We start from the raw sequence: 23,945 nt of genomic DNA, 5'->3' as shown, positions 1-23,945 counted from the left end.
GAACGGTTTCTGTGGAACCTGCCGTGCGCCGGCTGAGCAAGCGCGCGGTGACGGGAGTCCTGGCGCTGCTGCTGTGCGCGGCCGGGGCGGCGACGGCGGTGGACTGGTCGACCGGGCGTCCGGACACGGACCCGGGGTGTCAGACGGTGGCCTTCATGTCGATGACGGGCGAGGCGCCCGCGTGCCGTTGACGGAGCCCCGGCCCCGGTAGCGGCGGCTACCGGAGGGGCGTACGCGTGCGCACCGGGGCGGCGGCTACCGGTGGTCGACCACCCGGACCGGGCGGGCGTCCTGCGCGACCGTGTCGATCGACCGGGGCAGCAGTCCGCCGCCGAACCGGATCTGCTGGAGCTCGGCCCTGGCCAGCGCCTCGCCCGCGTGCACGGTCGGGGTGAGGCGGAGGGTGCCGTGCGCCGACCAGTCGTGCACCTCGCCGTCGCACTGGGCGTCGCCGCCGCCGATGCTGAGGCGGACGTCCTCCTGCTCGATGGTCGCCTTGATCTGAACCGCTCCCGAGGGTGACGGGGCGGCGCAGTGGTACTCACCGAAAAGGTGGATGGTGCCGTCGGGGGCGATGTGCGCTTCCGAAGATACGTAAATGTCACTGCCGTAAACGTCGCTGCCGAAGGGAGCGGCATTCGCCGGGGCGGTGAATACCGCCGTGGCGCCCAGTGCGGCGAGTGCGGCCAAAGCCATGCGGGGGCCGGTCGCGGCCATCGTTCCTCCTGTTGGACGAGGGATTCAAAGGGGTGCGGAATTCCGCCGGAACGCATTGTGCTGGCATATGGAGGCCGATGTGTTCCGCGTGATCGTGTCGGTGTGTGCAATTGCCCGCTCGGGCGCGTGAGACTGACCGGAATACATCCCCGAAGATCCCCGAAGGGATCCCGCATGCGTCAGCCCGCTCTTGCCACCGCCGCCCTCCTCCCGCTCCTGCTGTTCGGCGCCACGGCCTGCTCCGGCGCCCCCGAAGGGGCCGCGCTCGCCCCGGCCGCTGCCCCCGCGCTGCCGGTCGACGACGGGGCGCCCGGTGTCGGCGACGATCCCGCGGCGGAGCGGGACGGGGTGACGCGGGCCGCCACGAAGGACGCCCATGTGGGTGACTCCGTACGGGTCAGGGGCCGGGAAGTCGGCCGTCACCTCCAGGTGGTGCTGGGCGCCTACGTCGATCCGGCGGTCAGCGTCGAGAAGAACTTCGCCCCGGCGGCGGGCAAGCGCTGGGTGGCCGCCTCGATGTCCTTCGTCAACGTGGGCGGGGCCTCGTACGGGGCTCTCGGGCGCATGTGGGCGCTCGACGGCGCGGGGCAGCGCCATCCGGTGGTGCCCACCGGGGAGCTCACCACCGGCAAACCGCTTGTCTTCGATTCGCTCGCTGTCGGTGAGCGGGCCGAAGGGTGGGTGGTGTTCGAAATTCCGGAAAACGCGCGCATCGTGCGGCTCCAGTACCAGGACGCGAACATGCTGGCGAATTCCGGAGGTGGATTCTGGGCGGTCTAGCCCGCCCGGGTGAAACGGCGTCAAAGGGCCGGGCCGGCGACCACTAAGGTGCGGCGCATGACTTCTACCCAGGCCGAACTCGACCGTTCCAAGCTCGGCACCCTTTCGGTGCTCGCGTGGATCGGCGACCCCGAAGAGGCCCACGACATTCCCTATCTCCTCGCCTACATCCTCGGGGACGGTCCCGACGGCCCCGAGGCGAGCGAGGCGGCCGCCCGCGGGCTGCTGGAGGAGATCGGCCTGCCCATCGGCGACGTGGTGATGGACGGGGTCCGCAACCCGGCCTCCTTCCCGGTGCAGATCCTCCTGGAGGGCAACCAGATCGCGCTGACCCTGCCGGGCATGAACGCGAAGTGCACCGCCCCGCCGGAGTGGGTCAAGGCGGCGGCCGACAGCGGGCAGGCGTACTTCCTCTTCGCCACCCGCGCCTGGCCCGAGGCGGTTCCCGGACAGCCGGTCGAGCCCGAGACGCTGCAGGCCTTCGCGGGGGACACCGAGGTGCTCAACCACAGCGCCCACGCCGTCCTCGCGGTGCGGCGCCTGCAGCGCTAGGCATCCGCGCGGGCCGCGGGCCCTGCTCCGGCCGCCGGGCTCCCAGCCTGCTCGGTGGCCGGTCCGCATTCCGGGCCCACGGGGGCGGCCCAAGGCTGGTCGAAGGCGAAGCGCAGCGAGCGGACCCGGTTGTCGAAGCTGGAGCCGGCCAGATCCGGCAGGCCGACCGCGCGCAGTCCCACCGGGCGGGTCAGCAGCTCGCGGAAGAGCGCCTTCATCTCCACCCGGGCCAGGTGCGCGCCCAGGCAGAAGTGCGGGCCGCCGCCGCCGAACCCCAGGTGGGGGTTGGGGGAGCGGGTGATGTCGAAGGCGTCCGGGTCGGGGAAGACGTCCTCGTCGCGGTTGGCGGAGGCGTAGTACAGCACCACCTTGTCGCCGGGTGCGAACGTGTGGCCGCGCAGGGTGTGTTCGGCGACGACCGTCCGGCGGAACTGGATGATCGGCGTGGAGTGGCGGATCATCTCGTCCACCGCGCCGTCCGCGTACGCCTCGAAGTCCCCGGTCAACAGGTCGCGTTGGTCCGGGTGGTCGGTCAGCAGGGTCAGGCCGTGGGTGATGGCGTTGCGGGTGGTCTCCACCCCGGCCACCATCAACAAGGAGAAGAAGGCCCCGAGTTGGCGGGCGCCGAGGGCCTCGCCGTCCACGTTCGCGCAGACCAGGGCCGAGATCAGGTCGTCGGTCGGGTGCTCGCGCCGCTCCCGCCCGATCCCCGCCACCATGCGCTGCATCCGGGCCAGGGCCCGCAGCCCGCGTCCCGGCATCCGGAGCCGGGCCGTAAGGCCCCGTTCGACGCCGATGTTCTCGGAGGCGTGGTTGACGCGGTCGGCGATCTCGGCGCGGTACCGCTCCGGGATGCCCATCATGTTGCAGATGACCTCCAGGGGCAGCTTCGAGGCCACCGCCTCGACGAACTCGTCCGGCCGCCGGTCCAGTACCTCGTCCACGATGCGCGCCGCCACCGCGTGGATGTCCTCCTCCGCGGCCGCCAGCAGCCGGGGGGTGAAGGCCCGCTGCACGATCTTGCGCAGCTGCGCGTGCTCGGCTCCGTCCAGGTTGACCATCGAGTCCCCGAACAGCGCCCGCACCCAGCGGGCCGGCTCGGGCGTGGTCACCCCGGGGGCGCTGGCGAACACCTTGGGCAGCCGGCTCGCCTCCTGCACGTCGGCGTGGCGTACGAGGGCCCAGTGCCCGGTCCCTTCGGGGACGAACACGGGGGAGTCCAGCGCCCGCAGGCGGGCGAAGGCGGCCAGGCGGTGGGCGGGGGGTGCCTGCCAGAAGGCGGGGTCGGCCAATTCCCTGCCGGGGGCTTGGCCGGGGCGTTGTGCTGGGAGTGTCATGGCCTGAGAACGGGGCCGGGGGCGCGGGGGTGACGGGTCGGGCGCGGCGCCGTTGCCGGGGGGCTCCGCCCCCGGACCCCCGCGCCTCAAACGCCGGCGGGGCTGGAGGATGCCGGCGAGGCTGGAGGACGCCGGCGGGGCTGGAGGCTGCCTGCGGGGCTGGGGGGCGGCCTCAGCCGGCGGGGCTGGACGGGGCGTGGTTGGACAGGGTCAGGCCGACTGCCACCGTGGCCGCCGTGACCAGGCCCGCGTAGAGGACGGCGTACGGGCCCGTCCAGGTGCAGGCCAGTACCGCGAGGGCGGAGACCGGCAGGGTCAGCTGCTGGGCGGGGCCCCGCTTGAAGTGGCGGGAGTGGAGGAGCCAGACCATCAGCAGGAAGAGCGCGGTCGGGACCGTGACGGCGGCGTTCGCGGAGAGCTGCGAGACGTGCGCCTTGCCGACCGCGTGCTCGACCGCCACCTCGATGCCCGCGCCGATCGCCGCGCCCGAGGCGAAGATCAGCAGGTGCCCGTACCCCCACGGGATCGCCTCCCGGTTGGAGGTCAGGTGCTCGTGCATCGGCACGGCGAAGTAGATCCACCAGGCGGCGAAGACGATGAGCAGCCCGCCGGCCGCGATCGGCAGCAGTTCGCCCAGCGCCTCGTGCTCGTCGAGCGCCGATTTCACCGCCACCGTGCTCGCCGCGATCGTCTCGCCGAGCACGATGATCGTGAAGAGGCCGTAGCGCTCCACGATGTGGTGGGCGTGCCACGGAGTCTGATGGTCGCGCTCGGCCCACACCGGGACCAGCAGTTCCGCGGCGACCAGGACCAGGAACAGCCAGCGCTTGGACCCGTCCGGGGCGAACAGCAGCGCCACCCAGCCGGCCTGGCAGACGACCAGCCCGGCCGCGTACTTCAGGGCCGCCGTGCGGGCCCCGCCGCTCTCGCCGGAGGCGGCGCGCAGCCACTGGGCGGTGAGCGCGACGCGCATGATCAGGTAGCCGATGACGGCCACCGTCCAGTCGTTCTGGTCGAACGCCCGGCTCACGCCCGCCGCGTAGACGAGCACGCCGCAGATCTGGACGAGCGTCGCGATCCGGTACGGCACGTCGTCGCAGTCGTAGGCGGAGGCGAACCACGTGAAGTTCATCCACGCCCACCACACGCCGAAGAAGACGAAGGAATAGCTGATCACGCCGGTGCCGGGATGGCCCTCCGCCAGCGCGTGCACGAGCTGGGCGCCCGCCTGCGCGATGGCGACGACGAAGCACAGGTCGAAGAAGAGCTCCAGCGGGGTCGCGGCGCGGTGGCCCTCGTCCCGGCTGCGGGCGGTCATGGGTACGTAAGCCAGAGGCATACCGCCCAGGACAGCAGCCTTGCGCGGCTCAGCAGGCGAGGCGCGCGGCCCTCAGCGCCCGTGTGCCCCGGGCGGACTCGTACCGGCCGAGGACGAGCCGGGCCAGCCGCGGGTGGTCGGCCAGCGGCTCCGAGACCGTCCAGGCGGCCGAGGCGTTCAGCGCGCGCGTGAAGCGGCCCGGGGCCAGCAGGTGCGTCGCCACCGCGACCCGGCGGTACCCGGCGGTATGGAAGGCGGCCAGCGCCTCGGGGACGGTCGGCCCGGCGGAGGTGAGGTAGGCCGGGACGGCGGGGACCGGGGCGGCCCCGTCGTCGTACTCCAGCAGGGCGGCCAGCTGGGCCGCGCAGGCCTCCGTGCCGGCGTTGCCGCCGGGGCGGGAGGAGCCGGCGCCGGCCACCACCACCGCGTCGGCCCGGGTGTACGGGCCGCGGCGGCGCTCTGCCTCGCGCAGCCGGCCGTGCAGGGCGCGGGCGACGTCGCGCTCGCCGCTGAGGCCCTCGGTGAGCACGCAGCCGGTGCCCTCCAGGACGGCGGGTATGTCGACGCGGCGGTGGAAACCGTCGCCGAGCAGCAGGGGGACCACCACCGCGCGCGGGTGCACCCGTACGACCTCGGCGAGCGAGGGACGCTGCACGTCGAGGTGGCCGACCAGCGCGCGCACCCCGCTGATGGCCTCGACGGCGTCGACCAGCCGGTCGATGGTCGCGGCGGCCTCGGGGGCCGCGCTGCCGTGGACGGCGATGACGAGCATGTGGTCTGCCTCCCTGATCCGGGCCGGGGGTCCCCCTCCCACGCTAGGCGCGGGGCGGGCTCGGGGGAGCCTGGCCAAGGGCCCGCGCGACGGGCCGGAGGTCCTGTGCGGAACGGGTCGTTTCCCCGTCCCCAGGGGTCCTTTTCGGGCGTGCGGGTCCGCGCCGCGGACCTACCGTCGAAGAGTCGGAACGTATGCGCGCATGACGTCTTGGCCCGGCCGCCCTGGCCGCCCCGGGACCGTGCGGCACAGGGACACACGGAGTGAGATCCATGGGGCAGACGCTGGTTGTCATCGGGCACGGCATGGTGGGGCACCGCCTGCTGGAGGCGCTCGCCGAGCGTGACGCGCTCGCCGACCCGGTCCGCCCCGAGCGCGGTGGCTGGCAGGTCACCGTCCTCGCGGAGGAGGAGCGCCCGGCCTACGACCGCGTGCACCTCTCGGCGGCCTTCACCGGCTCCACCGGCGAGGAGCTCTCCCTGGTCGAGCCCGGCTTCCTGGAGAAGTACGGCATCGACCTGCGCCTCGGCGACCCGGCGGAACTCATCGACACCGCGGCCCGCAAGGTCACCGCCCGCTCCGGCGAGGTGTTCGGCTACGACGCGCTGGTGCTGGCGACCGGCTCCTACCCCTTCGTCCCGCCGATCGACGGCGCCGACGCGGAGGGCTGCTTCACCTACCGCACGCTCGAGGACGTCGAGGCGCTGACCGCCTACGCCGCGGGCCCCGAGGTCCGTACCGGTGTCGTCATCGGCGGCGGCCTCCTCGGCCTGGAGGCGGCGGGCGCGCTGCGCACGCTCGGACTGGCCACGCACGTCGTGGAGTTCGCGCCCCGGCTGATGCCGCTGCAGGTGGACGACGGCGGCGCGGCCGCCCTGCGGGCCACCATCGAGTCCATGGGCGTCGCCGTGCACACGGGCGTCGGCGCGGCCGGCGTGCAGATCCACCCCGACGGGCGGGCGCAGGCGCTCCGGCTGACCAGCGGCGAGGAGATCAGCTCCGACGTCGTGGTCTTCTCGGCCGGTGTGCGGCCCCGCGACCGCCTCGCCCGCGAATGCGGCCTGGCCGTGGGCGACCGCGGCGGGGTCGTCGTGGACGGGCACTGCCGCACCAGCGACCCGTACGTCTATGCGATCGGCGAGTGCGCCCAGACCGTGGACGGCAAGGTGTACGGCCTGGTCGCGCCCGGCTACCAGATGGCCGAGACCGTCGCGGAGGCCCTGGCGGGCGCCGGCGAGCTGACCTTCACCGGGGCCGACACCTCCACCAAGCTCAAGCTGATGGGCGCCGACGTGGCCTCCTTCGGCGACCCCTTCGCCCCCGAGGGCCGTGACGGGGCCGTCTCCGTGGTCTTCTCCGACGCCCGCGAGGGCGTCTACAAGAAGCTGCTGCTGGGCCCCGACGGCGCCCTGCTCGGCGGGATCCTGGTCGGCGACGCGGAGGCCTACGGTTCGCTGAAGCCGCACGCCGGCCGGCAGCTCCCGGCCCCGCCGGAGGCCTTCATCCTGCCGTCGACCGAGGGCGCGGCGCTGCCCGGCGCGGACGCGCTGCCCGATGACGCGGTGGTGTGCAGCTGCCACAACATCACCAAGGGCCGGGTGCGCGAGGCGGTGGTCGCGGAATCCCTCACCGACATCGGCGGCATCAAGAAGTGCACCAAGGCGGGAACCGGCTGCGGCGGCTGCATCGGCACCCTGCAGGCGGTCCTGGACGCCGAGCTGGCCGCGGCGGGCATCGAGAAGCCGCGCGGACTGTGCGAGCACTTCACCCTGACCCGGGCGGAGATCTACGAGAAGATCCGCACCGAGCGGATCCGCAGCTTCAGCGAGCTGCTGGAGTCCTACGGCGAGGGCGGCGAGGGCTGCGCCGTCTGCAAGCCGGTCGTCGCGAACGTCCTCGGCACCCTCGCCCCCGATCTCGGTATCGGCCACATCCTGGCGGGCGAGCAGGCCGCCCTGCAGGACTCCAACGACCTCTTCCTGGCCAACCTCCAGAAGGACGGCACCTACTCGGTCATCCCGCGCGTCGCCGGCGGCGAGATCTCGGCCGAGCAGGTCATCGCGCTGGGCGAGGTGGCCAGGGACTACGGCCTCTACACGAAGATCACCGGAGCCCAGCGCATCGGCCTCTTCGGCGTCCGCAAGGAACAGCTGCCCGACATCTGGCGGCGCCTGGGCGGCGCCGGATTCGAGTCCGGGCAGGCGTACGGGAAGTCCCTGCGCGCGGTGAAGTCGTGCGTAGGCGCCCGCTTCTGCCGCTTCGGGCAGGGCGACTCCATCCAGCTCGCCATCGACCTGGAGCTGCGCTACCGGGGTCTGCGCACCCCGCACAAGTTCAAGGGCGGCGTCTCGGGCTGCCTGCGCGAGTGCGCGGAGGCGCGGGGCAAGGACATCGGCGTCATCGCCACCGCCAACGGCTGGAACCTGTACGTCAGCGGCAACGGCGGCGCGACCCCGCGCCACGCCGACCTGCTGGCCTCGGACCTGAACACCGCCGAACTCTTCGCGCTGATCGACCGGTTCCTCATGTACTACATCCGCACGGGCGAGCGCCTGGAGCGGACGGCGGCCTGGCTGGAGCGGCTCGGCGGCAGCGGCGCGGGCATGGACCACCTGAAGGAGGTCCTGATCGAGGACTCGCTCGGCATCTGCGCGGAGCTGGAGGCGCAGATGGAGCGCCACGTGTCGGCGTACGAGGACGAGTGGTCCGCGGTCCTGGAGGACCCGGCGGCGCTGGAGCGCTTCGGGACCGTGGACTTCGGGGCGGCCGCGGACCCCCAGGACGCCGTGCAGGCGCTGGAGCCGGGCCGCGGGCGGACCGCGGTGCTGCCGGACGGCACCGAGGCCGCGGTGTTCAAGGACCGCGCGGGCGAGGTCTACGCGGTCGGCAACCGGGACCCCTTCTCGGGGGCCGACGTCATCGCCAACGGCATCATGGGCTCGCGCGACGGGGTGCCCGTCGTGGCCTCGCCGATGCACAAGCAGGTCTTCGACCTGCGGACCGGCGTCTGCCTGGACGACCCCGAGGTGTCCCTGCCGCTGGTGGAGCTCAAGCCGTAGGGCTCTGCGGGCGCCGTACCAACGCACTGTGGGCGATGGGACCTTGTCCTGTCGCCCACACGACGTTCTCCCCTGACGGGAAGCCCACCTGTAGGCGGACCCTAAGAAGGTCAGGGCTTTCAGCTTCATTTTTCTCAACCCCTCCGAACGTTCAGACCCCTTCAAACCCTCAGGCCCCTCCAAACCTTCAGGACATGTCATGAGTTCCGCCAAGCAGGACGCGCGCGCGGCGACCGCCAGAGTGCAGGCGCCCGATCCGGCGCAGTACCGCCCCGGTCGCACGATCACGGAGTGGACGCCGGAGGATCCGTCCTTCTGGCAGACCACCGGCAAGAAGGTGGCCACCCGCAACCTCTGGATCGCGGTGCCGGCCCTGCTGGTGGCCTTCGTGGTCTGGCAGGTCTGGAGCATCACGGCGACCAACCTCAAGGACGTCGGCTTCGGGTTCTCCCAGTCCCAGCTGTTCTGGCTGACCGCCGTTCCCGGCATCACGGGCGGCACCGCCCGCATCTTCTACACCTTCATCGGCCCGATGATCGGCCAGCGGCGCTTCACGGCGATCTCCACCGTCGTGCTGATCGTGCCGCTGCTGTGGCTGGGCTTCGCGGTGCAGGACCCCACCACCTCCTACACCACCCTGGTCGCCATCGCCGCGCTCTGCGGCATCGGCGGCGCCAACTTCTCCTCCTCCCTGGCCAACATCGGCTTCTTCTACCCGAAGCAGGAGAAGGGCAACGCGACCGGCATCAACGGCGGCCTGGGCAACCTGGGCGTCTCCGTGGTCCAGCTGCTCACCCCGATCCTCATCACCACCTCGGTCCTGGCGATCGGCTCGGGCCAGAAGAAGGCGGACGGCTCGGAGATCTACCTCCAGAACGCCGCGTTCGTCTGGGTGCCGGTCCTGATCGTCCTGGCGGCCGTCGCCTGGTTCGGCCAGAACGACCTGAAGGTGGCCTCCACCCCCTTCAGCCAGCAGAAGATCATCTTCAAGCGCAAGCACAACTGGCTGATGACCTGGCTCTACGTCGGCACCTTCGGCTCCTTCATCGGCTTCGCGGCGGCGCTTCCGCTGCTGATCAAGACCACCTTCCCGGCGTACTCCGTGGCCACCTACGCCTGGATGGGCCCGGCGCTCGGCGCGCTGGCCCGCTGGGCCGGCGGCTGGATCGCCGACAAGCTCGGCGGCGCGCGGGTGACGATCCTGTCCTTCGTGGGCATGGGCGCGTCGATCATCGGCGTGATCACCTTCCTGCCGGCGGGTTCCGACTCCGGCTCCTTCTACGGTTTCTTCTTCTGCTTCCTGGCGGCGTTCTTCTTCTCGGGCATCGGCAACGGCTCCACCTTCCGCCAGATCCCGGTGATCTTCCGCGGCCAGCACCTGGCCGGTCTGAAGGAGGGCACCCCGGAGTACGCGAAGGGTCTGAAGCAGGCCGAGATCGAGTCGGGCGCGGTGACCGGATTCACCGCGGCCATCGCCGCCTACGGCTTCTTCTTCATCCCGGCGATGTTCGCCAACTTCGCCGTGACCAGCGCGATGTGGGGCTTCGTCGGCTTCTACGCCAGCTGCGTCGTCGTGGCCTGGTGGTTCTACGCCCGCCCCGGCGCGGAGGCGCCCAGCTAACCGGTTGCTCCGGCTGGTCAGCCCGGGTGCGGGGTCGCTGCGCGAGCGGCGCCCGGCTGCGCCCGGGCTTCCTGGGGCTCCGCCCCAGACCCCGCTCCTCAAACGCCGGAGGGGCTGGATTTGGCTGCGCCCGTGCTCGACCGCGGCGCCGTCGCCGGGGGCCAGCCCCCGGACCCCCGCTCCTCAAACGCCGGAGGGGCTGGATTCATCGAAAGGTCACGCCCGTGTTCGGCATGTTTCTGCAACTCGCCGTCATGGTGGCGGCCATCGCCCTCGGGTCCCGTAAGGGCGGGGTGGCCATGGGGCTCTGGGGGGCCGTCGGGGTGTTCGTGCTCGCGACGTTCTTCGGGGTCGCCCCCGCCGATACCTCCGGGATCGTCGACGTCATGCTGATCATCCTCGCGGTGATCATGGCCGCCGCGGCGATGGAGGCGGCCGGCGGCATCGACTACCTCGTCGGACTCGCCGAGCGGGCGATCCGCCGCAACCCCAGCCGCGTGGTCTACGTGGCTCCCCTCGTGTCATGGGCCTTCACCCTGGGCGCCGGCACCGCCCACGTCTTCTATCCCCTGCTCCCCGTGATCCACGACGTGGCCCGAGAGGGCGGCGTCCGGCCGGAGCGGCCCATCGCGGTCTCCTCCATCGCGGCCACCTTCGGTATCACCGCGTCCCCCGTCTCCGCCGCCATGGCCGCCATGATCGTGATGTTCGACGGGGACGGCTGGAACCTCCCGCGGATCATGGCCGTCGCCGTGCCGTCCACGCTGCTGGGCGTGCTCGTCGCGGCCACCGTGCAGGCCCGGGTGGGCAAGGAGCTCGGCCAGGACGCCGAGTACCTGCGTCGGCTGGCCGCCGGGGAGATCGAGGCCCCGGCTCCGGCCGAAGCCGCCCCGGCGCTGCGGCCGCGGGCGCGCTGGTCCGCGTACCTCTTCCTCGGCGGGACGGTCGCAGTCGTCCTCAGCGGTCTCTTCCCGGGGCTCCGCCCCGGGACGGCCAAGGGGCCGCTCTCGATGCCCGCCACCATCGAGATCCTGATGATGGCCGTGGCCGCGCTGATCCTGCTGCTGTGCAAGGTCGATGCCAAGCGGATACCCGGTACGGACGTGGCGAAGTCGGGGCTCGTCGCCGTCATCGGGGTCTTCGGCCTGTCGTGGCTGGGGCTGTCCTTCATCGGCGCCAACGAGTCCCGGATCACCGGCGCGCTGGGCGGGGTCGCACAGGACCACCCCTGGTTCTTCGCGATCATGCTGCTGCTCCTCTCCGCGCTGCTGTTCAGCCAGGCCACGACCACCAAGGCGCTGATGCCCCTCGGGCTCGCCCTCGGTATCCCGGCCCCCCTCCTCATCGCGATGTGGCCCGCCGTGAACGGCTACTTCCTCCTCCCCACCTACGGCACCTTCATCGCGGCGATCAACTTCGACAGGACCGGCACCACCCGGGTCGGCCGCTTCGTCGTCAACCACTCCTTCATGCTGCCCGGCCTGATCACGACGTGCGTCGCGGTATCCACAGGCTTCGCTCTGGTTCAGATTGTCTGACCGGCCCGCCCGGCCGCCGGAATCTTGTGAAAGTTTTCACAAGCGCACTAGGGACTTTTGACCTGCTCAAAGTGCCAGGTCAGCCCTGATGGGAGACCCTTGGGGTCGGGGATGAGGGGACTTTCGGGCCCCAGCTCAGGACCAACGCGGCGCCAAATGATCGATCAAAAGGCGTGCAATGGATACAAGCAATGAGGCGACTCGGAAGGTGCGGGCGATGACTGCCACCCCTGCGGAAACCACGAAGAACGGCGAGGCCTGGAACGGCTTCAAGGGCGGTCTGTGGCGCGACGCCATCGACGTCCGGGACTTCATCCAGCAGAACTACACGCCGTACGAGGGTGACGACACCTTCCTGGCCGGCCCCACCGAGCGCACCACCGCCGTGTGGAAGTCGATCACGGACAAGTTCCCGGAGGAGCGCGAGAAGGGCGTCTACGACGTCGCGTACGACATCCCGTCGTCGATCACCGCGCACGCGCCCGGTTACATCGACCGCGACAAGGACCTGATCGTCGGCCTCCAGACGGACGCCCCGCTCAAGCGCGCGATCATGCCCTACGGCGGCTGGCGCATGGTCGCCGGCGCCCTGGAGACCTACGGCTACCCGGTCTCCGACGACCTGGAGAAGGTCTTCACGGAGTACCGCAAGACCCACAACGCCGGTGTCTTCGACGCGTACACCCCCGACATCCGCGCCGCCCGCAAGGCCGGCATCGTGACCGGCCTGCCGGACGCGTACGGCCGCGGCCGCATCATCGGCGACTACCGCCGCGTGTCGCTCTACGGTGTCGACCGCCTCATCGCCGTCAAGAAGGAGGAGAAGGAGGAGATCAACTCCCTCCCCGCGGGCAACCGCTCGCTGGAGGAGACGATCCGCCTGCGCGAGGAGCTCTCCGAGCAGATCCGCGCCCTCGCCGAGCTCAAGGCGATGGCCGCCTCCTACGGGTACGACATCTCCGGCCCGGCCACCACCGGCCGCGAGGCCATCCAGTGGCTGTACTTCGCGTACCTGGCCGCCGTGAAGGAGCAGAACGGCGCGGCCATGTCGCTCGGCCGCACCTCCACCTTCATCGACGTCTACCTCCAGCGCGACATCGAGGCCGGCATCCTCACCGAGGAGCAGGCCCAGGAGCTGGTCGACGACTTCATCATCAAGCTCCGCATCGTCCGCTTCCTGCGCACCCCGGAGTACGACGAGCTCTTCTCCGGCGACCCCACCTGGGTCACCGAGTCGATCGCCGGCATGGGCGAGGACGGCCGTCCGCTGGTCACCAAGACCTCGTTCCGCTACCTCCACACCCTCTACAACCTGGGCCCGGCCCCCGAGCCGAACATGACCGTCTTCTGGTCGCCCCAGCTGCCGCAGGGCTTCAAGGAGTTCTGCGCCAGGGTCTCGATCGACACCTCCTCGGTGCAGTACGAGTCCGACGAGCTGATGCGCCCGCGCTTCGGCGACGACACGGCCATCGCCTGCTGCGTATCTGCCATGCCGGTCGGCAAGCAGATGCAGTTCTTCGGCGCCCGCGTGAACCTCGCCAAGACCCTGCTCTACGCGATCAACGGCGGCCGCGACGAGAAGTCCGGAGCCCAGGTCGGCCCGTCCACCGGCGCCCTGACCTCCGAGGTGCTGGACTACGACCAGGTCATGGTCAAGTTCGACGAGCAGATGGAGTGGCTCGCCGACACCTACGTCCACGCCCTGAACGTCATCCACTACATGCACGACAGGTACGCCTACGAGCGCATCGAGATGGCGCTCCACGACCGCGACGTGCGCCGCACCATGGCCTGCGGCATCGCCGGCCTCTCGGTCGCCGCCGACTCGCTGGCCGCCATCAAGTACGCCAAGGTCACCGCCGTGCGCGACGAGACCGGCCTCGCCACCGACTACACCATCGAGGGCGACTACCCGGCCTACGGCAACAACGACGACCGCGTCGACTCGATCGCCGTCTGGCTGGTCGAGGAGTTCATGAAGAAGGTGCGCAAGCACCCGACGTACCGTGACGCCGAGCACACCCAGTCGGTGCTGACCATCACCTCGAACGTGGTCTACGGCAAGAAGACCGGCAACACGCCGGACGGACGCCGCGCCGGCGAGCCGTTCTCCCCGGGCGCCAACCCGATGAACGGCCGCGACACCCACGGCTACGTCACCTCGGCGCTGTCGGTCGCGAAGCTCCCCTATGAGGACGCCGAGGACGGCATCTCGCTGACCAACACCGTCACCCCCGACGGCCTGGGCCGCACCCCCGAGGAGCGGATCAAGAACCTGGCGGGCGTCCTCGACGGCTACATGGCGGTCGACGGCTTCCACATGAACGTGAACGTGCTCAACCGCGACACGCTCATGGACGCCATGGAGCACCCGGAGAACTACCCGCAGCTGACCATCCGCGTCAGCGGGTACGCGGTGAACTTCGTCCGCCTCACGCGCGCTCAGCAGCTCGACGTGCTGAACCGCACCTTCCACGGCTCTCTCTGATCCCTCAGGGAGACCCAAGAGCACGCGCGGCCCGGGGCCGGCCCTCGCCCGGCCCCGGGACCGCGCGTCACCAGATCAGTCCACGGAATCTGGAAGCTGGAGCACCTGCCATGACCGTCCTCTTCGGTACGAGCCTTCCCGTCGGCCACGCCAACGAGATCAGCGTGGGCCCCGGCCAGGTCAGCGCCGGCCAGACGCCCGCCGCCGCCGCGACGCAGCGGCCGAGCGAGGGCACGGTGCACTCCTGGGACCTGTCCACCGGGGTCGACGGCCCCGGGACCCGGTTCGTGACCTTCCTGTCCGGCTGCCCGCTGACCTGCCTGTACTGCCACAACCCCGACACCATGCGGATGCGCAACGGCAAGCGCACCTCGGCCGACGACGTCATCGCCGAGGCCCGCAAGTACACCAAGTTCATCTCCGCCTCCGGGGGCGGCGCCACCATCTCCGGCGGCGAGCCGCTGCTCCAGCCCGTCTTCGCGGGCGAACTGCTGCACCGGATGAAGAACGACCTCGGGCTGCACACCGCGCTGGACACCTCCGGCTTCCTCGGGGCCCGCGCCACCGACGCGCTGCTGCGCGATGTGGACCTGGTGCTGCTCGACATCAAGTCCTGGGACCGCGAGACGTACAAGAAGGTGACCGGCCGCCCGCTGGAGCCGACCCTGGAGTTCGCCCGCCGCCTCGCCGACCTCGGCAAGGAGGTGCACCTGCGGTTCGTGCTGGTGCCGGGCCTGACCGACGCCCGGGAGAACATCGAGGGCGTCGCCGCCTTCGCCGGCGGCCTCGACAACATCTCGCGGGTCGACGTCCTGCCCTTCCACAAGCTCGGCGAGAGCAAGTGGGAGGCGCTCGACATGAAGTTCACCCTCCACGACACCCCCTCGCCGACCGCCGCGCAGGTCGCCGAGGCGAAGGCCGTCTTCGCCGCGCAGGGGCTGAACGCGGTCTGAGAGGCCGGGCTTGTTCAGGCCATCACCCGAATGGCGGACCTGTAAGCTCTACATAACGGGCTGAATCGGTACAGACCACCTAGCGTGGTGCTGTGTCCGAGCCCTCAGATGTCATCGATGCCGCGCCGCCCCCACCGGCGCCCGAGACCCCGCCGCCGGCCGGGCGGTCCGTCACCGCACGAGCCACCCTGGCCGGCACCGTCGTCTCGCTCCTCCTCATCCTCGCGATCGTGCTCGGCAGCAGGCTGCTGCGGGACTTCGACTCCGCCCTCCTGCCCTACGCCGTCGCCACCGTCTTCCTGGCGTTCGGCGTGGCCTACCGGTACACGGTGTGGGTCTCGGCCCCCGGCGCGCGCCGCCTGTTCAAGAAGGGCTTCGGCAGCTTCTTCTCGGCCGAGAACTTCCGCAAGGCACCCACCGCCCTGCCGAAGATGATCGCCACCTACCTCGGCTTCCAGAAGTTCCTCGGCGCGCGCTCCCGCTCCCGCTGGATCGCCCACCAGCTGATGTTCTGGGGCTGCCTCCTGGCCGCGGCCATCACCTTCCCGCTGACCTGGGGCTGGTTCACCTTCACCGCGGACAGCGGCGCGGGCCCCGGCTACGACATGCGGGTCTGGGGCTTCAAGGTGCTCGGCTTCGACGCCCTCAGCGTCCTGGGCTGGCTGATGTTCCACGGCCTGGACATCGCCGCCGTCCTCGTCATCCCCGGCGCCTCGTACTTCCTGTACCGGCGGATGAAGGACCGCGGCGCGATGACCGGCCAGCGCTTCGCCTACGACCTGCTCCCGCTGATCTGCCTGATCGTGATCTCGGTGACCGGCCTGCTGCTGACCTTCTCCTCGATCTTCCTGCACGGCGGCGGGTACGAGTTCCTCGCGATCCTGCACATGGTGTCGGTGGTGTTCACCCTCATCTACATCCCGTTCGGGAAGTTCTTCCACATCGTCCAGCGCCCGGCCGCCGTCGGCATGCAGCTCTTCAAGTACACGGCCCGCCAGGACGAACAGGTCTTCGCCTGCAAGCGCTGCGGGGAGCCCATCGACACCACGCCCTACGTGGAGAACCTGCGCGGCACCATGCAGGACCTGAAGCTCGACTTCAACGCCTTCGTCGAGTACTGCCCGCGCTGCAAGCGGGTCCTGCGCGGCAACGCCTACCTGACCCACGTCAAGAAGGGCTTCAAGTGACCGCGACCGACCCCGCCAAGGCCGCGTCCCGGCCCGTACGCGTCTCCATCGACCCCTCCATCGCACCGCCCGGCACCCGCAACTTCCGCGACGCCGGAGGCATCCCCGCCGACCAGTGGCACGCCGACCAGAACGGCGAGACCCTGGTCCCCACGCACTGCTGCTTCTGCGGTGTGCAGTGCGGGATGTACCTGCGCGTGGACAAGGGCGGCAAGGTCTTCGGCGTCGAGCCCCGCAACCACGACATCAACCGGATGCGGCTCTGCCCCAAGGGCATCAACGCCTACCAACAGGTCAACCACCCCGACCGGCTGACCGCCCCGCTCATGCGCCGCTCCCGGGACGAGGAGTTCAGGGAGTGCTCCTGGGAGGAGGCCCTCGACTTCACCGTCTCCGAGGTCCGGCGCATCCAGGAGGCCCACGGCAACGACGCCTTCGGGCTGCTCGGCGGAGCCAGCCTGTTCTCCGAGAAGACCTATCTGGTCGGCAAGTTCGCCCGCGTCGCCCTGAAGACCAAGCACGTGGACTACAACGGCCGCCTGTGCATGGTCAGCGCCGCCGGGGCCAACAAGCTGGCCTTCGGCATCGACCGGGCCGGCAACCCCTTCTCCGACATCCTCCTCACCGACTGCCTGCTCATCGCCGGGTCGAACGTGGGGGAGTGCTTCCCCGTGATGACCCAGTACCTGTGGGGCGCCCGGGACCGCGGCGCCTCCCTGATCGTGATCGACCCGCGCGAGACGGCCATCGCCCGCACCGCCGACATCCACGTCGCGATCAAGCCCGGCACCGACTCCGCCTTCTTCAACGCCGTCCTGAACGTGGTCATCGCCGAGGGCCTCACCGACGAGGCCTACATCGCCGCGAACACCACCGGCTGGGAGGAGGTCAAGAAGACCGTCGCCGAGTACCCGCCGTCCCGGTCCGCGGAGATCTGCGGGGTGCCGGCCTCGCAGATCGTCCAGGTGGCCCGCGTCTTCGCCGGCGCGGACAAGGCCATGGCCTGGCACGCCCGCGGCATCGAGCACCACTCCCAGGGCGTCGAGAACTGCCTGTCCGTCATCAACCTCTGCGTGGCCACCGGACACATCGGCAAGCCCGGAGCCGGCTACGGCACCATCACCGGGCAGGGCAACGGCCAGGGCGGCCGCGAGCACGGCCAGAAGTCCGACCTGCTGCCCGGCGGCCGCTCCATCAGCAACCCGGAGCACCGCAAGCAGATCTGCCAGATCTGGGGCATCGAGGAGTCCGAACTCCCCGGCGCCGGCACCTCCATGATGGAGATGGTCTGGCAGATGCAGCGGAAGGAGATCCGCGGGCTCATCGGCATCTGCAACAACCCCTTCGTCTCCCTCCCCAACTACGCGGTGGTCAAGGACGGCTACGACACCGCCGAGTTCCACGCCCAGTTCGACTTCTTCCTCTCCGAGACCGCGGCCAACGCCCACGTGGTCTTCCCCGTCACCACCTGGGCCGAGGACGAGGGCGTGATGGCCAACGCCGAGGCCCGCGTGGTCAAGCACAACAAGGCCCAGGAACCCCCCGCCGGGGTGCGCACCGACACCTGGGTCATCTGTGAGCTCGCCCGACGGCTCGGCGCCGGGAAGCACTTCGACTTCCCCGGCTCCCGCGAGGTGTTCGAGGAGCTGCGCGTCGCCTCCGCCGGCACGGTCAACGACTACTACGGCATCACCTACGACCGCCTCGACGAGACGGGCGGGATCGCCTGGCCCTGCCCCTCCACCGAGCACCCGGGCACCCCCCGGCTGTTCGAGGACGGCCGGACCTACCACCCCGACGGCAAGATCCACATGCAGGTCGTGGAATGGCATCCGCCCATGGACCCCTACACCGAGGAGTACCCGCTCTCCCTCACCACGGGCCGTACCGTCGCGCACTTCCTCTCCGGCAACCAGACCCGCCGCCTGGGCGCCCTCGTCGAGCAGACCCCCCGCCCCTGGGTGGAGGTCCACCCCTCGCTCGGCTTCCGCAACGGAGACCCGGTGCGGGTGGTCACCCGGCGCGGCAGCGAGGTGTTCCCGGCCCTGGTCACCGAGGCGATCCGGCCCGACACCGTCTTCATCCCGTACCACTGGCCCGTCCCGACGGCCGCGAACGCCCTGACCATCGACGCCCTCGACCCCCGCTCGAAGATCCCCGAGTACAAGGTCTGCGCCGCCCGGATCGAGGCCGCCGAGAAGGTCGACGAGGTGCCGGCGCCTCCCACCCCGCCGGGCCGCGAGGCCTATCCGGAGACCCAGGTCTCGCGCACCGACCCCCTGCCCCCCACGTCCCCGCAGGGCCGTGGCACGGCGGAGAGGAGCTGACCCGCCATGATGGGCCGCACCATCTTCATCGACCCGGGTCGCTGCATCGGCTGCCAGGCGTGCGTCTCGGCCTGCCGCGAGTGCGATTCGCACCGGGGCAAATCGATGATCCACCTGGACTACACCGAACCCGGCATGTCCGTCGCCTCCCTTCCGAGCGTCTGCATGCACTGCGAGGACCCGGTCGCGCCCTGCGCCGAGGTCTGTCCCGCCGACGCGATCCTGGTGACCGCCGACGGGGTGGTCCAGCAGGCCGACACCACCCGCTGCATCGGCTGCTCCAACTGCGTCAACGCCTGCCCCTTCGGCATCCCGAAGATCGACCTCCAGGCCAAGCTGCAGATGAAGTGCAACCTCTGCTACGACCGCACCGCCTACGGCCTCGCCCCCATGTGCGCGACCGTCTGCCCGACGGGCGCCCTCTTCTACGGAACCCTCGAAGAGCTCCAGGCGGAGCGCCCCGGGGTCCAGGTGGCCGACTCCTTCGTCTTCGGCGACGTCGTCGTCCAGACCGGCGTGGCCATGGTCGTCCCCGCCGACAAGGTCCAGTGGCCCGTCCCCGGCGGTCTGCCCGTCGTCGAGATCAACGGAAGGGACGTGCGATGAGCGTCACCGAACAGCCCCCTCCACACCCGGGCCCGGGACCGGACGACGGCGGAGCGGCCGCCGACGCGGCCGTCGCGCAGCTGCGCGACCGGATCAGCGCCGACTCCCTCACCACCCGCCGCGACTACCTGCGGATCGTCGCCACCGTCTCCGGGGGACTCGCCATCGGTGGTGTGGGCGTCGCCGCGGGCATCCTGCACCGGCACGGGGACAACGAGGGCCTGCCCGACCCGAAGAAGGTGGCCGACCTGCTGCCGCCCGGCCAGTCCGTGGCCTTCCGCTTCCCCGGCGAGGACGACCGGGCCCTGGCCGTGCGCCTCGGGGACGGCTCCCTCGTGGGCTACTCCGCCGTCTGCACCCACCTGGCCTGCGGGGTGCTGTGGCGCGAGGACCGGGGCCCCGACGGGGAGCTGTACTGCCCGTGCCACGAGGGTGTCTTCGACGCCCGCACCGGCGAGGTGACGGCCGGTCCGCCGCCGCGACCGCTGCCGAGGATCTACCTGACCGAGCAGGCCGACGGCAGCGTCTGGGCCGTCGCCACCGCCCGGTCGGGAGAGCCCGCCAAGGACGCGCTGTGCCGGCAGTTCGGCGACTCCCACCCGGTGGAGTCCGCCCGTCTGGGCTGCCCGGGCGCGGCCCGGGCGGGCACCACCGAGAGGAGGCCCACATGAGCGAGACACCGCTGCCGCCCCGACCGGAGTACCACCCGGGCAGTGCCGAGCCGCGGCTCAACCGCCCGGTGCGCGAACGGTACCCGCAGATCCGCTCCACCAGCGGGTACGGGGACCCCCGGATCCGGCACACGGGCCCCGGTCCGGGAGCCGGCACCGAGCAGGAGCCCGAGCGCTCCTCACGCCTGAACGCGCGCCTGGCCCTGGCCCTCACGGTCGTGATCGGCCAGCTCTGGGCGCTCACCGTGACCGTCAACGAGTGGATGAAGGGAAACACCGGCACGGCCTGGTGGGGCGCGGGATTCCTGATCCTGTCCTTCCTCGTCGTGATCGGACTGTGGCTCCTCGACCCGAAGGACCGATGACCATGTCGATTCCCACGCCGACTCCGCCGGCGCCCCGCAGCCACCGCGCCGAGAGCTACAAGCCCGGGGCCACCATCGCCGACTGGCGGCCCGAGGACGAGGGCTTCTGGCAGTCCACCGGCCACCGGGTCGCCCAGCGCAACCTGTGGGTCTCGATCCCGGCCCTGATGCTCGGCTTCGTGGTCTGGCAGGTCTGGTCGGTGACCGTGGTCAGGCTGAACGACGTCGGCTTCGGCTTCTCGAAGTCGCAGCTGTTCTGGCTGACCGCCATCCCCGGCATCACCGGCGGCACGTTCCGCATCCTCTACACCTTCATCGGGCCGATGTTCGGGGAGCGGAAGTTCACCGCCTTCAGCACGATCATCCTGATCGCACCGATGCTGTGGCTGGGCTTCGCCCTCCAGGACACCGGCACTCCCTACTGGGAGCTGGCGCTGATCGCGGCCGTCTGCGGCATCGGCGGCGCCAACTTCGCCTCCTCGATGGCGAACATCGGCTTCTTCTTCCCGAAGCGGGAGAAGGGCAGTGCCAACGGCCTCAACGGCGGCCTCGGCAACCTCGGCGTGAGCGTGGTCCAGCTGGTCGCCCCGCTGGTGGTCACCGCGGCCGTCCTGGGCGCCCCGGCGGGCGGACCGCAACACGACGCGAAGAAGAACACCGACGTCTGGCTGCAGAACGGCGCCTTCCTGTGGGTGCCGCTGCTGGTCATCATGGCGCTCGCCGCCTGGTTCCTGATGAACGACCTCAAGGTGGCCGCGGCCCCCTTCAGCCAGCAGAAGATCATCTTCAAGCGCAAGCACAACTGGCTGATGACCTGGCTCTACGTCGGCACCTTCGGCTCCTTCATCGGCTTCGCGGCCGCCCTGCCGCTGCTGATCAAGAACAACTTCGAGGGGCAGGGCTACCAGGCCACCACCTACGCCTGGATCGGCCCGTTCATCGGGGCCCTCACGCGCTGGGGCGGCGGCTGGCTCTCGGACAAGATCGGCGGAGCCAGGGTCACCATCCTGTCCTTCATCGGCATGGCGGCGGCGCTGGTCGTGGTGATCTTCGCGCTGCCGCACGGAAGCCAGGAGGGCAACTTCTGGCCCTTCTACATCGGCTTCCTGGTGGCCTTCGCCTTCTCCGGCCTGGGCAACGGCTCGACCTTCCGGCAGATCCCGGTGATCTTCCGGGACCACCACATGAAGGAGGCCGAGGGCAAGGGACCGGAGGCGCAGGCCGCGGCGCTGAAGCAGTCCGAGATGGAGTCGGGAGCCGTCACCGGCTTCTCCTCGGCCATCGCCGCCTACGGCTTCTTCTTCATCCCCGCGATGTTCGCGGCCATGGCCGTCACCAACGCACTGTGGATCTTCATCGGCTTCTACGCCACGTGCCTGGTGGTGTGCTACTGGTTCTACGCCCGCAAGGGCGCCGAGGCTCCCAGCTGAGCGGGGCCGGTGGCGGGGGCGGCCGTACCCTGGAGGCATGAGCGACGCCCCCGCCACCGACCCGCAGGCCCCGAAGCCCCAGCCGAAGTCCCAGTCGGCCCAGCCCGAGCCGAAGCCCCGGCCGAAGCCGCGGCTGGACTTCGGCGACCCGCTCGACCAGCAGTCCTCGGACGACACCGACCGGGGCTGGGGCGAGCGGCCCCCCGCCGGCGGAAGCGCGGCCGATCTGGCCCGCTTCCTCGACGAGAAGCCCCCGCACCACGTCTGACCGCGGGACCCGCCTAGAGCCGGGGGCCCGGAGCGCCGGAGTGGGCGTTCCCGCCACCCGCGCCGCGCTGGGCGATCAGCTCGTCGCGGATCTCCTTGAGGACCACCAGCTCGGTGATCTCCATGGTCTCCTGGACGCCTTCCTTCGCCTTGCGGCGCTGCTCCACCTTGGCGAGGTACTTCGCCATCGGCAGGACCATCAGGAAGTAGACGACCGCGGCGGTGATCAGGAAGCTGAGCGCCGCGTTCAGCACCGAGCCCCACATGATGTTGACGCCGGTCGGCTCGCCGTTCGCGCCGATGCCGCAAGGGTCCTTCAGGCACGAGGAGTAGACGTCCAGGTTCTTCGTCCCGATGGCACCCACCAGCGGGCCGATGATGCCCTTCACCACGGAGTTCACGATGTTCGTGAACGCGGCACCGATGACCACGGCGACCGCCAGGTCCACCACGTTGCCGCGCATCAGGAAGGCCTTGAAGCCCGCCAGGATGCTCTCCTTCTTCTTCTCGCTCACCAGTGAGCCTTTCTTCGTATCTGCCGAACATGGAGCCAACGGTTCCGAAAGCTACGGCAGTTTGGGCCCGGGGTGTCCAATCGACTCCCCCCTCAAGGCGACTTGATCGCTCGTTCGTGCGATTCAACACAATGTCACCGCCAGTCGGGACACGGTTCCCGCGCCCACGAGGGCCCGCGCGGTGTCCCGGGGAACGGACAGCACCACCAGGGCCCCGCCGTCCCCGACTCCCTGCTCCGCAGGGGGCACTTGGGTGACCCGGGCCCCCGCCGCCACCACCCGGGGCGGCCCGCCGCGCTCCGCGGCGACCACGTCCACCCGGTCCCCGGGCCGCAGTAGCCGCACCGTCGCCGCGTCCGCGATGCGCACCGGGGCCGACACCAGCCGTACCGCCGCCGGAGGGGGCTGCGCCGCGGGCGGTGCGGAACCCCGCGAGGCCCGCGCCTCGGTGCCGCCCACCGCCAGCACGGCCGCCACGACGGCCAGCCCGGCCGCGGCCCCGCGTCGCCGGCGCCGTACGGCCCTGCGCAGCCGGTCCCCGGCCCGGCCCACACGGAGCGGGGCGAAGGGCGGAACCGGGCGCGCGGGGGGACACGTAGCGGAAGAAGGGGGCCGGGGGACGGGGGAGGCGGGCACGGGGGAGTGCACGTGGGGCGAGGAGGAAGAGGAGGAGGAAGGGACGCGGGACTGCGCGGTCATGACGGCCACCACCAGACGGAGCGAGATCCGATGCCCGGACCCACCGCCCGGACACCCCACACGATCCGCCGCCCCACCGGATCCCGCTCGAGCCTGTGCACGATCCCCAGCCTGTGGACATCCCCGCCACCCGCACGGGCTACGGGCAGAAGCCGTGCACCCGTCGGGCCCGTGATCCGGGCTCAGCGCCCCGACGGGATCTCGCAGGACTCCTTGAAGCCCTGGCTGGTCAGGCCGAAGGCGCTGTTGACGCGCGAGCGCATGTTCTCCAGGGCGATCATGGCGGTGAGTTCGACGAAGGCGGGCTCGCCGAGGCGGGAGATCAGGGCGGCGGCGAGCTCGTCCGTGACGGCCGGCTCTGTCTCGGTCATGGCCTCGGCGTACTCCATGACCAGCAGTTCCAGCTCGGTGAAGGCCTCCCGGGCCTCGCGCCACACCGGCACCTTCCCGGCCTTCTCCGGGGCGATGCCCTTCTCCTGGCCCTCCCAGTAGCCGAAGTCCATGCACCACGAGCAGTTCATGCGCGCGGCGGCGGCCATCACCGCGAGGTGCTTCAGGCCCTCGTCCAGGGCGTTCCACTTCGCCGCCCGCTGTTCGAGGCGCACGTAGGTGAACAGCACGCGCGCGTTGTGCCCGTAGGCCAGGCCCGGGTCCAGCACCTGGCCGTAGGTGCGGCGCGAGTACCAGGCGCCGAAGCGGTTGAGGAGGGTGCGGGGCGGGGTGAGCGAGATGCGTGCCATGGC

22 protein-coding genes are annotated in these 23,945 nt (G+C 70.9%); 15 read left to right on the top strand and 7 right to left on the bottom strand.

All coding sequences use genetic code 11. The features are described from left to right. Window positions 1-11 precede the first annotated feature (11 nt). Window positions 12-191: a hypothetical protein gene (locus tag NLX94_RS28470; protein WP_243335422.1), complete on the top strand. Its 180-nt coding sequence runs from the start codon at window positions 12-14 to the stop codon at window positions 189-191. A 64-nt stretch (window positions 192-255) separates the two neighbouring features. On the opposite strand, the gene NLX94_RS28465 is transcribed toward NLX94_RS28470, so the two are convergent. Beyond that, window positions 256-717, bottom strand: coding sequence for a DUF6299 family protein (locus NLX94_RS28465; RefSeq protein ID WP_254385954.1), 462 nt, complete (start codon window positions 715-717; stop codon window positions 256-258). Between the two features lie 174 nt (window positions 718-891). Here NLX94_RS28465 and NLX94_RS28460 point away from each other — a divergent pair, with 174 nt between their 5' ends. Next, the gene (locus NLX94_RS28460; protein ID WP_254385953.1) at window positions 892-1,497 is read left to right on the top strand and encodes a DUF4352 domain-containing protein; all 606 of its coding nucleotides are present in this window, start codon (window positions 892-894) and stop codon (window positions 1,495-1,497) included. A gap of 57 nt (window positions 1,498-1,554) precedes the next feature. Further along, window positions 1,555-2,049 (top strand): DUF5949 family protein, encoded by a 495-nt coding sequence (locus tag NLX94_RS28455; protein WP_254385952.1) that lies wholly within the window; start codon window positions 1,555-1,557, stop codon window positions 2,047-2,049. On the opposite strand, the gene NLX94_RS28450 is transcribed toward NLX94_RS28455, so the two are convergent. The 3 genes from NLX94_RS28450 to NLX94_RS28440 form a co-directional block, all read right to left on the bottom strand. Then, entirely contained in the window at window positions 2,046-3,386 is a 1,341-nt protein-coding gene (locus NLX94_RS28450; protein ID WP_254385951.1) for a cytochrome P450, read from the bottom strand. The two genes, NLX94_RS28455 and NLX94_RS28450, sit on opposite strands and share 4 nt — an antisense overlap. A 172-nt stretch (window positions 3,387-3,558) precedes the next feature. Continuing rightward, entirely contained in the window at window positions 3,559-4,725 is a 1,167-nt protein-coding gene (locus NLX94_RS28445) for a low temperature requirement protein A (protein WP_254385950.1), read from the bottom strand. 28 nt (window positions 4,726-4,753) lie between these two features. Next, a complete protein-coding gene (locus tag NLX94_RS28440; protein ID WP_254385949.1) occupies window positions 4,754-5,476 on the bottom strand; it encodes a sirohydrochlorin chelatase in 723 nt (240 codons plus the stop codon). A gap of 272 nt (window positions 5,477-5,748) precedes the next feature. Here NLX94_RS28440 and nirB point away from each other — a divergent pair, with 272 nt between their 5' ends. The 12 genes from nirB to NLX94_RS28380 all read left to right on the top strand — a co-directional run bounded on the left by nirB (window position 5,749) and on the right by NLX94_RS28380 (window position 21,989). Further along, the gene (gene nirB / locus NLX94_RS28435) at window positions 5,749-8,535 is read left to right on the top strand and encodes a nitrite reductase large subunit NirB (protein ID WP_254385948.1); all 2,787 of its coding nucleotides are present in this window, start codon (window positions 5,749-5,751) and stop codon (window positions 8,533-8,535) included. A 199-nt stretch (window positions 8,536-8,734) separates the two neighbouring features. Beyond that, complete coding sequence (locus tag NLX94_RS28430) at window positions 8,735-10,156, top strand: NarK family nitrate/nitrite MFS transporter (RefSeq protein ID WP_254385947.1); 1,422 nt, start codon at window positions 8,735-8,737, stop codon at window positions 10,154-10,156. A gap of 233 nt (window positions 10,157-10,389) precedes the next feature. After that, window positions 10,390-11,694: an anaerobic C4-dicarboxylate transporter family protein gene (locus NLX94_RS28425; protein ID WP_254386088.1), complete on the top strand. Its 1,305-nt coding sequence runs from the start codon at window positions 10,390-10,392 to the stop codon at window positions 11,692-11,694. 217 nt (window positions 11,695-11,911) lie between these two features. Beyond that, on the top strand, window positions 11,912-14,182 hold the full coding sequence (pflB, locus tag NLX94_RS28420; protein ID WP_254385946.1) for a formate C-acetyltransferase: 2,271 nt from the start codon (window positions 11,912-11,914) through the stop codon (window positions 14,180-14,182). 110 nt (window positions 14,183-14,292) lie between these two features. Continuing rightward, entirely contained in the window at window positions 14,293-15,135 is an 843-nt protein-coding gene (gene pflA / locus NLX94_RS28415) for a pyruvate formate-lyase-activating protein (RefSeq protein WP_254385945.1), read from the top strand. A 92-nt stretch (window positions 15,136-15,227) separates the two neighbouring features. Then, a complete protein-coding gene (locus NLX94_RS28410) occupies window positions 15,228-16,322 on the top strand; it encodes an MFS transporter (RefSeq protein ID WP_254385944.1) in 1,095 nt (364 codons plus the stop codon). Beyond that, window positions 16,319-18,649, top strand: coding sequence for a molybdopterin oxidoreductase family protein (locus NLX94_RS28405; protein ID WP_254385943.1), 2,331 nt, complete (start codon window positions 16,319-16,321; stop codon window positions 18,647-18,649). The genes NLX94_RS28410 and NLX94_RS28405 overlap by 4 nt, the downstream gene beginning before the upstream one ends. Window positions 18,650-18,655: 6 nt before the next feature. Continuing rightward, a complete protein-coding gene (locus NLX94_RS28400; protein WP_243335392.1) occupies window positions 18,656-19,255 on the top strand; it encodes a 4Fe-4S dicluster domain-containing protein in 600 nt (199 codons plus the stop codon). Next, on the top strand, window positions 19,252-19,926 hold the full coding sequence (locus NLX94_RS28395; RefSeq protein ID WP_254385942.1) for a ubiquinol-cytochrome c reductase iron-sulfur subunit: 675 nt from the start codon (window positions 19,252-19,254) through the stop codon (window positions 19,924-19,926). Before NLX94_RS28400 ends, NLX94_RS28395 begins: the two co-directional genes overlap by 4 nt. Next, on the top strand, window positions 19,923-20,291 hold the full coding sequence (locus NLX94_RS28390) for a DUF6755 family protein (RefSeq protein ID WP_254385941.1): 369 nt from the start codon (window positions 19,923-19,925) through the stop codon (window positions 20,289-20,291). The genes NLX94_RS28395 and NLX94_RS28390 overlap by 4 nt, the downstream gene beginning before the upstream one ends. A 2-nt stretch (window positions 20,292-20,293) precedes the next feature. Further along, window positions 20,294-21,721 carry a NarK family nitrate/nitrite MFS transporter gene (locus tag NLX94_RS28385; protein WP_254385940.1) on the top strand — a complete coding sequence of 476 codons (1,428 nt, stop codon included), beginning with the start codon at window positions 20,294-20,296 and terminating at the stop codon, window positions 21,719-21,721. Window positions 21,722-21,758: 37 nt separating this feature from the next. Next, window positions 21,759-21,989 carry a hypothetical protein gene (locus NLX94_RS28380; protein WP_254385939.1) on the top strand — a complete coding sequence of 77 codons (231 nt, stop codon included), beginning with the start codon at window positions 21,759-21,761 and terminating at the stop codon, window positions 21,987-21,989. 13 nt (window positions 21,990-22,002) lie between these two features. Here NLX94_RS28380 and mscL read toward each other — a convergent pair whose 3' ends face one another. The 3 genes from mscL to NLX94_RS28365 all read right to left on the bottom strand — a co-directional run bounded on the left by mscL (window position 22,003) and on the right by NLX94_RS28365 (window position 23,942). Then, window positions 22,003-22,506, bottom strand: a complete 504-nt coding sequence (mscL, locus tag NLX94_RS28375) for a large conductance mechanosensitive channel protein MscL (protein ID WP_254386087.1) — start codon at window positions 22,504-22,506, stop codon at window positions 22,003-22,005. Between the two features lie 120 nt (window positions 22,507-22,626). Then, window positions 22,627-23,202, bottom strand: coding sequence for a hypothetical protein (locus tag NLX94_RS28370; RefSeq protein WP_254385938.1), 576 nt, complete (start codon window positions 23,200-23,202; stop codon window positions 22,627-22,629). A gap of 182 nt (window positions 23,203-23,384) precedes the next feature. Continuing rightward, window positions 23,385-23,942, bottom strand: a complete 558-nt coding sequence (locus tag NLX94_RS28365; RefSeq protein WP_254385937.1) for a carboxymuconolactone decarboxylase family protein — start codon at window positions 23,940-23,942, stop codon at window positions 23,385-23,387. Window positions 23,943-23,945: the final 3 nt, after the last annotated feature.

Source organism: Streptomyces sp. TBY4, assembly GCF_024213195.1.
Taxonomy (GTDB): Bacteria; Actinomycetota; Actinomycetes; order Streptomycetales; family Streptomycetaceae; genus Streptomyces.
Note: the sequence above shows the minus strand (reverse complement) of the source record. Positions and strands in the feature narration are given on the sequence as shown.